The organism is Noviherbaspirillum soli (assembly GCF_015352955.1).
GTDB classification, from domain to species: domain Bacteria; phylum Pseudomonadota; class Gammaproteobacteria; order Burkholderiales; family Burkholderiaceae_D; genus Noviherbaspirillum_A; species Noviherbaspirillum_A soli.
The window spans coordinates 103,189-117,443 of sequence record NZ_JACYOX010000009.1 but is presented as its reverse complement, the minus strand read 5'-3'; the positions used below and the strand labels follow the sequence as shown (position 1 = coordinate 117,443).

The following is a 14,255-nucleotide window of genomic DNA, read 5'->3' as shown; positions in this document are numbered from 1 at the left end:
GTCTCGCATGTCGCGTTGCACTGGCTAACCCCAATCTAACCTATGTCTACAGTATTAATGTCCCCTGCGTCCGGAACTCCTGGAGCAGACAGCTTCGCAGCTCTGTTCGAGGAATCGCTGTCGCGTCAAGACATGCGCTCGGGTGAAGTGATTTCTGCTGAAGTCGTGCGCCTCGACCACAATTTCGTGATCGTCAACGCCGGCCTGAAATCCGAAGCGTTCATCCCCATCGAAGAATTCAAGAATGACAACGGCGAGCTGGAAGTCAATGTTGGTGACTTCATCTCCGTTGCCATCGAGTCCCTGGAAAACGGTTTCGGCGACACCATCCTGTCGCGTGACAAGGCCAAGCGCCTGGCATCCTGGCTGTCGCTGGAAAAGGCGATGGAATCCGGCGAGATCGTCACCGGCACCGTCAACGGCAAGGTCAAGGGCGGCCTGACCGTTCTGACCAACGGCATCCGCGCCTTCCTGCCGGGTTCGCTGGTCGACACCCGTCCGGTCAAGGACACCACGCCTTTCGAAGGCAAGACCCTGGAATTCAAGGTCATCAAGCTGGACCGCAAGCGCAACAACGTCGTGCTGTCGCGCCGCGCCGTCATCGAGGCATCGATGGGCGAAGAGCGCCAGAAGCTGATGGAAACCCTGAAGGAAGGCACTGTCGTCACCGGTATCGTCAAGAACATCACCGACTACGGCGCGTTCGTTGACCTGGGTGGCATCGACGGCCTGCTGCACATCACCGACCTGGCATGGCGTCGTGTGCGCCATCCGTCGGAAGTGCTGTCGGTTGGCCAGGAAATCACCGCCAAGGTCCTCAAGTACGATCAGGAAAAGAACCGCGTTTCGCTGGGCGTGAAGCAGCTGGGCGACGATCCCTGGACCGGTCTGTCCCGTCGCTACCCGCAGGGCACCCGTCTGTTCGGCAAGGTTACCAACCTGACCGACTACGGCGCGTTCGTGGAAGTCGAGCAGGGCATCGAAGGCCTGGTGCACGTCTCCGAAATGGACTGGACCAACAAGAACGTGGCACCGAACAAGGTTGTCCAGCTGGGCGACGAAGTCGAAGTCATGGTTCTGGAAATCGACGAAGAGCGTCGTCGTATCAGCCTGGGCATGAAGCAGTGCAAGCCGAACCCATGGGACGACTTCGCCATGACCCACAAGAAGGGCGACCGCGTCTCCGGCGCGATCAAGTCGATCACCGACTTCGGCGTGTTCATCGGCCTGCCTGGCAACATCGACGGCCTGGTGCACCTGTCCGACCTGTCCTGGACCGAAAGCGGCGAGGAAGCCGTGCGTCGCTTCAAGAAGGGCGACGAACTGGAAGCCGTGGTTCTGGCCATCGACGTCGAGCGCGAGCGTGTTTCGCTGGGCGTGAAGCAGCTGGAAGGCGACCCGTTCAACAACTTCGCTGCCATGAACGACAAGGGCTCGCTGGTTACCGGCACCGTGAAATCGGTGGAGCCGAAAGGCGCCGTGATCCAGCTGTCCGAAGAAGTTGAAGGCTATCTGCGTGCATCCGAAATCTCCCGCGACCGCGTGGAAGATGCCGGCACCCATCTGAAAGTCGGCGACAAGGTCGAAGCCCTGGTCATCAACATCGATCGCAAGGCTCGCAGCATCCAGCTGTCGATCAAGGCGAAAGACAATGCCGAGACCCAGGAAGCCATGCAGAAGATGGCTGTCGATTCCAACGCGGCTTCGGGCACCACCAGCCTGGGCGCGCTGCTGAAAGCGAAGCTCGACAACAAGCAATAAGGTCGTAATCGATGACTAAGTCGGAACTGATTGCCCGTCTGGCCGAACGTTATCCGCAGCTGGTTGCCAAGGATGCGGACTACGTGGTCAAGACGCTGCTGGATGCGATGGCCGATGCGCTTGCCACCGGGCAGCGCATTGAAATCCGGGGATTCGGCAGCTTTGCGCTGAATATCCGGCCGCCGCGCACCGGCCGCAATCCGAAGTCAGGCGACAAGGTGATGGTGCCCGAGAAGCGGGTGCCGCACTTCAAGCCAGGCAAGGAACTGCGGGAGCGGGTTGACGCCATGGTTGGGCAGCCGATCAAGGAAGACTGAGTCATTTGCGGCACAAGAAAACGGCATTCTCGGATGCCGTTTTTTTTCGCGTACAATTTCGGCTGTTTTTAGCCCGGAAGACAAGGAATACCGGACATGAAGTTTTTATCCCGCATCGTTGGCATTGTCCTGTTCATTCTGTTTTTCGGCTTCGCACTGAAAAACACCCAGGAAGTCGCGCTGCGTTTTTTCCTTGGCTACGAGGTCCATGCGCCTCTGGTGCTGATGCTGCTGGCCTTCTTTGGCGGCGGCGCGGTGCTGGGTGTGCTGGCAATGGTGCCGACGCTGCTGCGTTACCGGCGTAGCCAGCCCCGCCACAAGAGTGTCGCCTCCGGCGCACCGGCAGTCCACGAACCTCAAGCCGCTGCTCAACCGACGCGTCCCGACGGCTATTGAGCGACTTTCAACGAGAGCCGGCCGCCGAGCCGCCTCCGAATAACAACAGATGAATCCGCATGGAATTTGAAACCTGGTGGCTGCTTGGCATCCCGATCTTCTTTGCCTTGGGCTGGATCGCTGCCCGCGTCGACATCCGCGAGTTGGTGTCCGAGTCACGCACATTGCCGACGGGATATTTCAGGGGCCTGAACTTTCTTCTCAATGATCAGCCCGACAAGGCCATCGACGCCTTTATCGAGATCATGAAGCTCGATCCCGAAAGCATCGAACTGCATTACGCACTGGGCAACCTGTTCCGTCGCCGGGGTGAAACCGAACGCGCCATCCGGGTCCACCAGAACCTGCTTGCCCGGCCGGATCTGCCGCTGGAACACCAGGCGCAAGCCCAGTATGAGCTAGGGCAGGATTACCTGAAGGCGGGCCTGCTGGACCGCGCGGAAGAGACATTCAACAAGCTTGTGGCCACCAATTATTCGGTGCAGGCCCGCCGCGCGCTGCTGGAAATCTATCAGCGTGAAAAGGAGTGGACCCGCGCCATCGAGGCGGCCCGCGGCCTGCAGGAATCCGGCGCCGGCAGCCGTCAAAAGGAAATTGCGCAATTCTATTGCGAACTGGCGCAGGATGAACTGGTGCATACCCATCCCGATGCGGCACTGCTGATGCTGGAAAATGCCGTTGCCGCCGATCGCAAGAATGTGCGCGCCACCATGCTGATAGGGGATGTTCACCTGGCGCGCGGCGACACCGAGGCGGCGTTGCTGGCGTGGCGGCGGGTGGAGCAGCAAAGCGTGCCCCATGTGGCCCTGGTTGCGCAACGCTTAATGGACGGTTATCGCTCGTTGGGGCGGCCGCAGGAAGGGGTCAGCCTCTTGAAATTTTATCTGACCGAAGCATCGTCGATCGATTTGCTTGAAGTGGTCTACAAGGCGGTTCTGGAACTGAACGGCGTGGATGCGGCCAATCAGCTGGTGCGCGACGAACTGAAGCGTACCCCGACCTTGCTGGGACTGGACAAGATGCTGGAGGCGCGGATGATGAGCGCCCCGGCCGAATACCAGTCGGACTTGGCGCTGGTGCGCAATCTCGTTCATGGCTATGCCCAGAAACTGGCGCGATACCAGTGCAGCCATTGCGGTTTCAAGGCGCGCCAGTTCTACTGGCAGTGCCCGGGTTGCAGCCAATGGGAAACCTACCCGCCGCGCCGCACCGAAGAATTGAATGTAATGAACTGAAACCGACAATTCCATGAACCCTTCATCGATCACTCCGCCGGAACACGTACCTGCCCCGGCCGCCCTCCATTCCGCCCGCCTGCTCATTGCCGGCGACATCATGCTGGACCGTTACTGGTTTGGTGAAGTCAGCCGCATCTCGCCCGAGGCGCCGGTGCCGGTAGTGCGTGTGCAGCGGCGGGAGGAGCGTCTGGGTGGTGCAGCCAATGTGGCGCGCAATGCCAGTGCGCTCGGCGCGCAGACTGGCCTGATGGGCGTGGTTGGCGACGACGAGGCCAGTGCGATTGTGGAGCGAATGCTGAAAGAGACAGGCACGGCAAGCTATCTGAATCACGACCCGGCAATCTCCACCATCATCAAGCTGCGTGTCATCGGTCGCCAGCAGCAGTTGCTGCGCATCGACTTCGAAGAGGCGCCGAGCGACATCGTTCTGCGCGACAAGCTCAGCAAGTTCAACGCACTCTTGCCCGAGTACGACATCGTGGTGCTGTCCGACTATGCCAAGGGCGCCCTGGTCAATGTGGCGGCCATGATCAAGGCGGCGCGCAGCCAGGGAAAAAAGGTGCTGGTCGACCCCAAGGGGGATGATTTCTCGCCATATGCCGGCGCTTCGCTGCTTACGCCCAACCGGGCCGAATTGCAGCACATCGTGGGCAGCTGGAAGAGCGAGGAACAACTGACCGTCAAGGCGCAGAACCTGCGGGAAGAACTTGCCCTGGAGGCCCTGCTGGTAACCCGATCGGAAGAGGGCATGACGCTCTACACGGCCGCCAGCGTCAGGCATTTCCCCGCCATGGCGCGCGAGGTGTATGACGTGTCCGGCGCGGGCGATACCGTCATTGCCACCCTGGCCAGCATGCTGGGTGCTCAGGTGCCGCTGGAGGATGCTGTGGAGATCGCTAACCGGGCAGGCGGTATCGTGGTGGGCAAGTTGGGTACGGCAACCGTCACCCGGGAAGAATTGTTCGGATTCTGACTGCGGCGCTGTCAACCGCAAACAGCTTTAGCCGTTAAGGCGGGCAGACATGGATCATGTCCGAATCACATTGGTCGTATGAAGTGCTTTCGGGGAATCGTTATGTTCAAGAAAATCCTGTTGTCTCTCGTCTTCTGCCTGTCCTCCATGAGCGCCGCATTCGCGGCCGATGTGGAAATCAACAAGGCCGATCAAGCAGCGCTCGATGGTGTCAAGGGTATCGGCCCGTCGCTCTCCAAGGCCATTGTGGAAGAGCGCAAGAAGGGTGATTTCAAAGACTGGTCCGATGTTGAGAAACGGGTCAAGGGCGTGAAGGAGAAAAAGGCGCAAAAACTTTCGGAAGCCGGGCTGCGCGTCAACGGTCAGGCTGTTGGAAAGAGTGCGGCAGCGCCGGCCGGCAAGGCGGTCAAGAAGGAAGAGGCAAAGAAATCCTGACCGAAGCAATGAATGGTTTGGTGTGCAAGCCCCGCGAATGCGGGGCTTTTTCATGGGCAAGTATTCTTTCCGTTTCACACAGGCTTCCTGCGGTCGCTGGCGTCTCCGATTAAAATGCTGTTTTTATTTAACGTGGATGCACACCACCATGCACTATCCCACCATCGAAGACACCGTAGGCAATACCCCCCTGGTCCAGTTGAAGCGCATACCAGGAGAAGAGGCTGCCCGGCGCAACAATGTCATTCTGGGCAAGCTGGAGGGCAATAACCCCGCAGGTTCCGTGAAGGACAGGCCAGCACTCGCGATGATCAAGGGCGCCGAGGCGCGCGGCGAGATCAAGCCTGGCGACACGCTGATTGAAGCGACCAGCGGCAATACCGGCATCGCGCTGGCCATGGCGGCCTCGATGCGCGGTTACAAGATGGTGCTTCTGATGCCCGAGAATCTCAGCCTCGAGCGGCGTCAGAGCATGGCGGCGTATGGCGCGCAGATCATCCTGACGCCCAAGACCGGCGGTATGGAATACGCTCGCGACCTTGCAGAGCAGATGCAAAAGGAAGGACAGGGAATCATTCTCGATCAATTCGCGAATCCGGATAATCCGCGTTCGCATTATGAAACCACTGGCCCGGAAATCTGGCGTGATACCAAGGGGGAGATCACCCATTTTGTCAGTGCCATGGGCACTACCGGCACCATCATGGGTGTATCGCACTATCTGAAGGAAATGAACCCGGAAGTCCGGATCATCGGTGCCCAGCCCGAGGAAGGTTCGCAGATTCCCGGAATCCGGAAGTGGCCGGAAGCCTACCTGCCGAAAATCTTCGACCGTTCAAGGGTCGACCAGGTAGAAAATGTCAGCCAGGCTGCAGCGGAGCACATGGCGCGTCGCATGGCGATTGAAGAAGGGATTTTCTGCGGAATTTCAGCTGCCGGCGCTTGCGAGGTGGCCTTGCGCATTTCTCAAACAGTGGAAAACGCCACGATCGTGTTCATCGTCTGCGACCGTGGCGATAGGTACCTCTCTACCGGGGTGTTTCCTGCCTGAGGCTGGAGCCTTGAGCCTGTTATGGACTTCTGGAGGGGGGGCGGAAAGCCGCCATAACCAGCCAACTGGGGCGCTGCGGCTCCTTGCCGTGGCCCTGTTACGGCAAGAGGCCGTCGCGCTTGCATCGTGCATTGGCTGGTAAGCCAATTCCGGTCCACGGGCGGATCGCATGCGATCCGAATTCCCTGTGGCCCTCCTGCATCTGGCCGGCTCTGGCAACTCCCAGCCTTATCCCAAGATCCATGACAGGCTCTCGTCTTTGAACGTAGCGTCAGTCTTCCGAAGCGGCATCGGAAGCCGCGCTCTTGGGTTTGAATTGTTTGTCGCTGATGCGGAATTTCTCACGGCGATCGCCCATCAGGATGCGCAGTTCACGAATGGTAAGATCGCTGACTTCATGCATGCGGATCAGGAGTGATGCGCCCACCGGCAGGCGGCGATGCCGGATCTTGCTGATGACGGGCGGCGCAACTTCGAGAGCCCGGGAAAGCGCAGCGTCATTTTTCAGGTTCAGCCTTTCAATCAGCGAGTCCAGCAGGTTGTTTGGATCGTAACCGGCTGGCTCACTGAGCAGGTTGGCTGGTTGTTCATGGGGATTATTCATGGTCGGGATGACTTCCATGGTACTAGGTCAAGGACGGGAAAGGCGTTAGTGACGCCGGATGTCTTTCTGGTCCACAAAGCGACATTATTTAATAAAATGACAATTCGTTAGTGCAATATGCCAACGGATAATTTCGTGCAAACGCCAAGTTTCTCAAAAAAATAGAAAAAAAGAAATAATTTTCCATAAAGAAACCATATGCTTGGCTTACTGATGAGTCAGGATGGGCTCTGGCCGGGATTTTATCCAAGGCTTTCATCCTTGTCACGAAAAGTGGCTAAGTATTTTGCAATTGCAAGGGCAATTGCAAGCTATTGATAAATATGAGAAATATCTAGCCTATCAGCGCACAAATACAGTCATTCTTTCCGCTCTTGTTCGGCTTCATTGAATAAGGCTTCCCAACCACTCAGGCCGAGCTTTTCCAGCGTAGCGATGTTTCTCCTATAAATGTCATCCGTATCTGGATAGGCCGCGACAGCGCTCGCAATACTGTCTTCACGCAGCAAGTGCAGGATGGGATAGGGCGAGCGGTTGGTGAAGTTCGTGATGTCGTCCCTGTGGGTGTCGGCAAACTGGTAGTCGGGGTGGAAGCTGGCGATCTGGATTTCTCCCTCCAGCCCCATGCTGGACAGAATCAGTTCGGCAATGCCAAGAAATTCATTGTATTCAATAAAATCCTGCAATATCCATGGATGGATCAGCAAGGTGGTGTCGGTGACGGCCGGGTCGCAGTCATGCAGGTGCTGCAGTGCCTCCGTCAAGTCCCGAACCAGTTGCTCCGGTTCAGTTGCTTCGCTGACGACGTAGCGGACCTGGCCGCGGTGATGGACTGCCTTGGCAAAGGGACACAGGTTGAGTCCGATCACGGCGCGTTCCAGCCAGGTTGAAACCGCACTGATCACCTCTTGATGCGAGCTGGAATGAGTGGTCGTCATGTTTTTTTCATGCAAGAAGAGCCATGCATGCTTTCGCATTGCGCTGATCGGCTATCCTTGCGCTCCTTGGAAAATGTTTGGACCCGAATTATGGCCTTGAAGTCAACGATTTATAAAGCCGACCTGCAGATTGCAGATATGGATCGGCATTACTACCAGGATCACAGCCTGACATTGGCACGACATCCGTCTGAAACCGATGAACGCCTGATGGTCAGGCTGCTTGCCTTTGTGCGGCACGCCAGTGAATCGCTGGTTTTTGCAAAGGGATTGTCCGATGTGGATGAGCCGGATCTGTGGCAGAAGGATCTGACCGGCGCGATCGATCTCTGGATCGACGTTGGCCAGCCCGATGAACGTCGCATGCTCAAGGCCTGCGGCCGCGCCACCCAGGTCGTGGTCTATAGCTACAGCAGCACCAGCGCGATCTGGTGGAGCCAGATGGGTAACCGCGTGGAGCGGGCGCGCAATCTGTCGGTCTACAACCTTGCCAGCGAAACCAGCCTGGCTCTGGAGGCCATGGCCAGCCGCAGCATGCAGTTGCAATGCACGGTGCAGGATGGCCAGATCTGGATCAGCAACGGCAGCGAGCCGCTGCAGGTCGACTTCACGCTGCTCAAGGCGCCCGGCTAACTGCGCCGACCGGTGCCGAGCCAGATGCAGGCCAGCGCCGGAACAGCGAGCGCGATGACAGCCAGCAGATCCCAGGCGCCATCGCCGAGCAGGCCTGCAAGCGTCGAGGCAGCAATCGCCCGCGACCTGCTTCAGGCCCTTGTCCGAGGTAGATGTATTCGCCGGCGTCGCATACCAGAGTGCTGGTCACCGTTGGCTCCCGCCACCAGATCATCAAGCACCGCAGCTCGGCTACGCCACCGGCTCGCAGGACGGCAGCTATGACAAGAGCGCGGTAACGCCGGTCGCCGGCCTGGTGGCCAGGCCGATGCAGAATCTGTCGCTGTGCGCAAACCGCGTGGAAGCCCTGACGCGCGGTGCGGTGGCGGGCAGCACCCTGCGGGCCCGGGTCACCTGGTGCTGGGCGCGCCGCGCATCCTGACGGTGTCGGCCACGATCGATTTCTGATCGCTCTTGTGAATCCGCCCCGCCATGGGAATCCATGGCGGGGCGGGCTTGCTGCACTCCAGGCATTTCGCTTGCCGACAACAACCATATGTCGCCGAAGGCAGCACCGGTATCGGTATCAGTCTTCCTTTTCGCCCATCTGCGATTGCAGGTAGTTCTGCAGCCCGATGTCCTGCATCAGGCGTTCCTGGGTTTCCAGCCAGTCGATCGAATATTCATTGTGCTCGAGCAGTTCCTCCAGCAGGTCGCGGGTAACGTAGTCCTGGGTGGACTCGCACAGGGCGATCGCCTGGGTCAGCACCGGATGGAAGCTGCGCTCGTATTGCAGGTCGCAATTCAGGCATTCGGCCGGGTCCTCGCCGATCAGCAGCTTGCCCAGGTCCTGCAGGTTGGGCAGGCCATCGAGGAACAGGATGCGCTCGATGAGCTTGTCGGCTTCCTTCATCACCCGGATCGACTGCTTGTATTCATACTTGTCCAGCCGCTCCAGCCCCCAGTTGCGGAACATGCGCGCATGCAGGAAGTACTGGTTGATGGCGGTGAGTTCGTTCTTGAGGACCTGGTTGAGCGTGCTCAGGACCTGGGGATTGCCTTTCATATTCTTTTCTCCTGTTTAAGTGGGGGAGGACGCATCCATCTGGCTCTGCTGGTAATTCTGCAGGCCGACCAGCCTGATCAGTTCCATATGCTGTTCCAGCCAGTAGGCATGATCCATCTCGGTGTCTTCGAGCTGCACCAGAAGCATGTCGCGGGTCACGTAGTCCCTCACGCTCTCGCAGGCGCCGATGGCCTTTCTCAGTGCGTCGGCGACATGGTATTCCAGGTCGAGATCGGCCTGCAGCATGTCGGGCACGGTGCGGCCGACATTGAGCGGGTCGCGCTTGCTGAGGTCGGGCGTGCCGTTGAGGAACAGGATGCGCTGGATCAGCGCGCGCGCATGCTGGCGTTCATGGTCGGACTCGTGCAGGCTCATGTCGGCCAGACGGTTCAGGCCGAGATGCCGGTAGATCTCGCCATGGATCAGGTACTGGTCGACCGCGGTGAGTTCGCCGGTCAGCAAACTGTTCAGGACATCGATGATTGCTGTATCACCCTGCATAACACTCTCCACCTTGAAATGACGACATGAACATGTTGCGGTCGATCCAGGATCGGGCAACGCCGGTATTGTAATTGCTGGAGCGCGGCGCATTGCACCAAAGCGCAAGGAAGCTTGCGAAAGCCCTTGCGTTTGCCATATTGACGCTCATTGCAGTGCTGCTTGTCGCTTCAGAAATAAAAAATTCGCACGTATATCCAGGAATTTCTCTTGAGGCAACTTGTTTTGTGTCGCAATTGCCGATGCTGTTCAGATACCGCGCGCGGTACGGACCGCCCGACCCAGTTCGATAACTGACATTGCGTAAAAGAAGCTGCGGTTGTACTGGGTAATGGCAAAGAAATTGTTGGCGCCCAGCCAGTATTCGGTAGGCGCGGCGCCGTTTTGCAGGTCGACCAGGCCAAACAGCATGTCGCTGGGCGGCTCCGCCGGCGTCTGGACGCCCGCCGCGCGAATCTCATCGAGGCGGAACTTGGCCTGCAGTCCCTGATTGAGGAACATTTCCCAGCCGCTTCCCGACGACTGGTCGAGCATCGCAGGGAACACGGTCGGTTCGCCGCGTTTCCAGCCATGCTGGACCAGGAAGTTGGCAATGCTGCCGATGGCGTCGACGGGCGAATTGCGCAGGTCTATCTTGCCGTCGCCATCGAAGTCGACCGCGTACCTCCGGATGCTGCCGGGCATGAACTGCGGCCAGCCTACGGCGCCGGCATAGGAGCCGCGCAGAGAAAACGGATCGATGCCGCTGTCACGCGCAAACAGCAGGGTGTTGGCAAGCTCGCCGCGGAAATAGTCCATGCGGGCTTGCCGGGTCGGCGTGTCCGGATAGGCAAAGGCCAGGGTGGTGATGGCGTCCATCACGCGAAAATTGCCGGTGTTGCGGCCATAGACGGTTTCGACGCCGAGGATGCCGACGATGATCTCGGCCGGCACGCCGAACTGTTCTTCCGCACGCTGCAGCGCGTCGGCATGCTCGTTCCAGAAACTGACCCCGGCATTGATGCGCACCGGCTCGACGAAGCGGGCGCGGTAGGCCGTCCAGTTCTTCGGCTTGCTGGCAGGGGCCGGCTTCATCAGCTGGATCGCGCTGTCGACGAAGCGCACCCTGGACAGCGTGCCTTCCAGTTCGGCGCGGGAGTAGCCATGCCGGGCGACCATGTCGTCAATGAAGGCGCTGACTTCGCGCCACTGGGCAAAGCTGGCGAACTCGCCGGCGTCGTCCGCTTCGACGGTCGGCTTGCGCGCCTTGGCTGCGCGCTGCGCGGGTTCGGCAGCCATGGTGTGGCAGCCGCTGAGAAAAGTGGAAGCAAGAAACAGGGAAAGAAAAAGCCGGGTGCAAGTCATCGGGATTGGATCAGTAAGTTCTTGAGTTGTTGGATCGGTGTGCCATAGCCGGTGCGACGCAGCGCGTCGACCGTGGCTGGAGAGCCGTAACGTATTGTCTCGTAAAGTTCAAGAAAACCCAGCACGGCAAGCCGACGCTCCGGTGACAATCCGCTCTGCTGCAGGCGTTTGCGGTATGCCAGCGGGCCTTCGTGCGCTGCGCGCGGCAAGCCCTGGCGCGCCAGTTCCTCGCACAGCCTGCGGTACAGCATGTCGGCCGGGTCGGTCTTTTCACGGTGACGGATAAGGGGCAGTGCAACCAGCGCGGTCACCGCGGCGCCCAGGGTCAGCACCAGGATCGCCAGGGTGCTCCAGTCGGGGTTGTCAATGCCCAGCGATTGCAGGAAACCGCGCTGCTTCGCAGGTGTGTAGTTCAGCACCCACTGGTTCCAGGCATTGTCGATCGCGTCCCGGTTGTCGCGCAGCTTGCGCAGAACCGTCCCCCAGGGACCCTGCGGCCCTTGCAGGGACCAGAAGTTGCCGAATTCACCTGGCGCCAGCGCCGCCGACAGATTGCGTTCGACCCGGTCCGGCGCCACGGCGGCGGTGGGATCCACGCGGACCCAGCCGCGGCCGGCCAGCCAGACTTCGGCCCAGGCATGCGCATCCGATTGACGAACAGTCAGATAGCCATCGACCTTGTTCAGTTCCCCGCCCTGGTAACCCGTGACGACCCGCGCCGGGATGTCGAGGATACGCATCAGCACCACGAAGGCGCCGGCATAGTGCTCGCAGAATCCGGCCCGGGTGGCAAACAGGAATTCATCCACCGCATGCCGGCCCAGCATGGGCGGGCGCAGGGTATAGCGGAAATTCTCCTCCCGAAACATCTGCAGCACCGCGTTGACCAGTTCCATGTCGTTGGCCGACCGTGCCCGCAGCCGGGTGGCGAATTCATGGGTTTGCGGGTTGTAGCCTGGCGGCAGATCCATCCAGTCGCGCAGCGTCACCGCCGATTCATTGGCCTGCAGCCGGTAGTTCAGCGACGAGACGGCGTCGTAGCGCAGGCGCTGGCTGATCGGCTGGCTGGCCAGCAGCTGGAAGTCCGGCTGGATCTGCACCGGATTGTTCTCCAGTTGCGGCGGGCCGGTCGGCAGATCGAGCGCGAACAGCGAACGCCGGCCACTGGCCTCCAGGGTGACCTGGTAACGCACCGGCTTGCCGCGGCCAAGCACCTGGCGCGAAGAAGGCGATGCGCTCGCCAGCGGCGTCCAGCGGCGTCCGTCGTACCGGCCCAGCACCGGACCGCGCCAGTACAGCGCGGACGGTGGCGGTGCGGCATCGTCGAAGCGCACGCGAAAGGCGATTTCCGGCGACAGCGTCAGTTCGGAAATGCTGCCCGGCTCCATGCTGTCGGACAGGCCGGTGCCGTTGCGCACCGCATCCTGCGGCATGCCCCAGAGCGGCCCCTGTATGCGCGGGAAAAACACGAACAGCACCACGGCCAGCGGCGCGGCCAGCAGAAACAGCTGTGATGCGGCCACCAGGCGTTTGCGCAGAGGCGGATGAACGCCCGTGTACTGGAAGGACATCAGCGCCATCAGGATCGCAATCACGCCGGCGCTGGCCAGCAGTGCGCTGGCAATGGTCTGCGAATAGAAGAAGGTGGTCAGCAGCACGAAAAAGCTGAGGAAGGTGACCACGAACAGGTCGCGCCGCGCCCGCATTTCAAGCAGCTTCAGCGCCAGCAGCAGCACCAGCATGCACACGCCGGCCTCGCGCCCGAGATAGGTGCCGTAACTGCCATACACGCCCAGCATCAGCAGCGCCACCACCGGCAGCAGCAGGAGGCGCGGCGGCATGCGGTTGCCGTGAAAGGTGATCCAGCCGCGCCAGAGCAGCAGCGCAGCCGCCGCCAGGCTGGCCCAGGCCGGCAGGTGCCAGGCATGCGGCATCATCACCAGCGCGCAGGCGCCGAGCAGCAGCAGGGTATCGGACTTCTCGCGCGGCAGGCCGCGCCTCAGGCGTTCGTGCCATGTGGCGGTACGCACAGCGCCGCGGTTCATGATTCCTGCCCGTACAGCGCGAGCGCGCGCAGGCAGCTTTCCCGGTGCGCGCCGCCCAGCGCGCACGGATGGCTTGCCGCTCCCAGGCGAAATGCATAGGGCAGGCCGCGCGCCTCGGCTTCCAGCACCCAGCGCGCCATGCGGGAAAGCCTGGCTTCGGTATCCATGGCAACGGGCAGGGCGGCAAAATCAATGCGCATCTCGCTGGCGGCGCCTCCCTCGAAATGCTTGCTGACCAGCGTGCCGTCATTGCCCAGGCGGGCAATCTGGCGCCAGGCCAGCCGCTTCATCGAATCGCCGGTCTGGTAGGCGCGCACGCCGGCGAAATCATCCTCGCCGCCAGTGCCGTGACCCTCGTTCAACAGCGCTTCGGCAATTGGCAGCGGCGGCGCATGGTCTTCCGGGCGCGGATAGACCAGCACCTTCTGTTCCGGCTGCCAGTAGCTCCAGGCGCGCAGCAGCCCGAGCGGAAAGCTGGTGTGCAGCCGGATGCGCGGCGCGGCCAGCCAGCCGCGATGCGTGGCAGGCGCCTGCAGCGCAACCACGCAGTCGCCTTTGGCCGGAATGTCGCAGGGCTGTTCGCGGGCCGGCAGGCCGTCGCCGGTAAAGCCGATCCAGATCGCATGACGCCAGTAGGGGCGACGGTTGGACAGGTGCAATTCGAACTGGGCTTCTTCGCCGGCGAATACCGGGCTGGCGCGGCCGGGGTTCAGATGCAGATAGGCCAGGTTGCGAAAGCTCAGATGCATCGCGATCAACGCACAACTGAGCAGCAGAAAAGTCAGGCCATAGCCCATGGCCAGGTTGTAGTTCAGCGATCCGATGAACAGCAGCATCAGCAGCACGGCAAACGACAGGCCGGCCCTGGTCGGCAGGATGAAGACCCGGCGCTGGTTCAGCACGACTTCGCCGCGTTCGGCGCCGTGCAGCCTGAACAGCCAGCGCTCGGTGGCGCCGCGCAAGGTTTGCGTCAT

16 protein-coding genes are annotated in these 14,255 nt (G+C 60.6%); 9 read left to right on the top strand and 7 right to left on the bottom strand.

Annotated features, from left to right (window positions below; translation table 11 throughout):
- Window positions 1–42 precede the first annotated feature (42 nt).
- From rpsA to cysM, 7 genes are all read left to right on the top strand, one after another.
- Window positions 43–1,761 (top strand): 30S ribosomal protein S1, encoded by a 1,719-nt coding sequence (gene rpsA / locus IGW04_RS09715; protein WP_194712876.1) that lies wholly within the window; start codon window positions 43–45, stop codon window positions 1,759–1,761.
- 11 nt (window positions 1,762–1,772) lie between these two features.
- On the top strand, window positions 1,773–2,078 hold the full coding sequence (locus IGW04_RS09710; RefSeq protein ID WP_194712875.1) for an integration host factor subunit beta: 306 nt from the start codon (window positions 1,773–1,775) through the stop codon (window positions 2,076–2,078).
- Window positions 2,079–2,174: 96 nt separating this feature from the next.
- Entirely contained in the window at window positions 2,175–2,474 is a 300-nt protein-coding gene (locus IGW04_RS09705; protein ID WP_194712874.1) for a LapA family protein, read from the top strand.
- A 59-nt stretch (window positions 2,475–2,533) separates the two neighbouring features.
- Window positions 2,534–3,709 (top strand): lipopolysaccharide assembly protein LapB, encoded by a 1,176-nt coding sequence (lapB, locus tag IGW04_RS09700; RefSeq protein WP_194712873.1) that lies wholly within the window; start codon window positions 2,534–2,536, stop codon window positions 3,707–3,709.
- Between the two features lie 13 nt (window positions 3,710–3,722).
- The gene (rfaE1, locus tag IGW04_RS09695; protein WP_194712872.1) at window positions 3,723–4,685 is read left to right on the top strand and encodes a D-glycero-beta-D-manno-heptose-7-phosphate kinase; all 963 of its coding nucleotides are present in this window, start codon (window positions 3,723–3,725) and stop codon (window positions 4,683–4,685) included.
- Window positions 4,686–4,787: 102 nt separating this feature from the next.
- Window positions 4,788–5,120 (top strand): ComEA family DNA-binding protein, encoded by a 333-nt coding sequence (locus IGW04_RS09690; RefSeq protein ID WP_194712871.1) that lies wholly within the window; start codon window positions 4,788–4,790, stop codon window positions 5,118–5,120.
- 148 nt (window positions 5,121–5,268) lie between these two features.
- Complete coding sequence (cysM, locus tag IGW04_RS09685) at window positions 5,269–6,171, top strand: cysteine synthase CysM (protein WP_194712870.1); 903 nt, start codon at window positions 5,269–5,271, stop codon at window positions 6,169–6,171.
- A gap of 271 nt (window positions 6,172–6,442) precedes the next feature.
- Here the strand turns inward: cysM and IGW04_RS09680 are convergent, their stop codons facing one another.
- Window positions 6,443–6,775 (bottom strand): hypothetical protein, encoded by a 333-nt coding sequence (locus IGW04_RS09680; protein ID WP_194712892.1) that lies wholly within the window; start codon window positions 6,773–6,775, stop codon window positions 6,443–6,445.
- A gap of 359 nt (window positions 6,776–7,134) precedes the next feature.
- Window positions 7,135–7,713 (bottom strand): DUF1415 domain-containing protein, encoded by a 579-nt coding sequence (locus tag IGW04_RS09675; protein ID WP_194712869.1) that lies wholly within the window; start codon window positions 7,711–7,713, stop codon window positions 7,135–7,137.
- Window positions 7,714–7,803: 90 nt separating this feature from the next.
- Here IGW04_RS09675 and IGW04_RS09670 point away from each other — a divergent pair, with 90 nt between their 5' ends.
- Together IGW04_RS09670 and IGW04_RS09665 are read left to right on the top strand one after the other, a co-directional pair.
- Window positions 7,804–8,346 carry a YaeQ family protein gene (locus IGW04_RS09670; protein WP_194712868.1) on the top strand — a complete coding sequence of 181 codons (543 nt, stop codon included), beginning with the start codon at window positions 7,804–7,806 and terminating at the stop codon, window positions 8,344–8,346.
- Window positions 8,347–8,485: 139 nt separating this feature from the next.
- Window positions 8,486–8,767, top strand: a complete 282-nt coding sequence (locus tag IGW04_RS09665) for a hypothetical protein (RefSeq protein WP_194712867.1) — start codon at window positions 8,486–8,488, stop codon at window positions 8,765–8,767.
- 144 nt (window positions 8,768–8,911) lie between these two features.
- On the opposite strand, the gene bfr (IGW04_RS09660) is transcribed toward IGW04_RS09665, so the two are convergent.
- The 5 genes from bfr (IGW04_RS09660) to IGW04_RS09640 form a co-directional block, all read right to left on the bottom strand.
- A complete protein-coding gene (gene bfr, locus IGW04_RS09660; RefSeq protein WP_194712866.1) occupies window positions 8,912–9,391 on the bottom strand; it encodes a bacterioferritin in 480 nt (159 codons plus the stop codon).
- A 15-nt stretch (window positions 9,392–9,406) separates the two neighbouring features.
- A complete protein-coding gene (gene bfr, locus IGW04_RS09655; protein WP_194712865.1) occupies window positions 9,407–9,892 on the bottom strand; it encodes a bacterioferritin in 486 nt (161 codons plus the stop codon).
- Window positions 9,893–10,141: 249 nt separating this feature from the next.
- Entirely contained in the window at window positions 10,142–11,170 is a 1,029-nt protein-coding gene (mltB, locus tag IGW04_RS09650) for a lytic murein transglycosylase B (protein ID WP_228526963.1), read from the bottom strand.
- Window positions 11,171–11,232: 62 nt separating this feature from the next.
- Window positions 11,233–13,281: a transglutaminase TgpA family protein gene (locus tag IGW04_RS09645; protein ID WP_194712863.1), complete on the bottom strand. Its 2,049-nt coding sequence runs from the start codon at window positions 13,279–13,281 to the stop codon at window positions 11,233–11,235.
- Window positions 13,278–14,255, bottom strand: a complete 978-nt coding sequence (locus IGW04_RS09640; protein ID WP_228526962.1) for a DUF58 domain-containing protein — start codon at window positions 14,253–14,255, stop codon at window positions 13,278–13,280. Before IGW04_RS09640 ends, IGW04_RS09645 begins: the two co-directional genes overlap by 4 nt.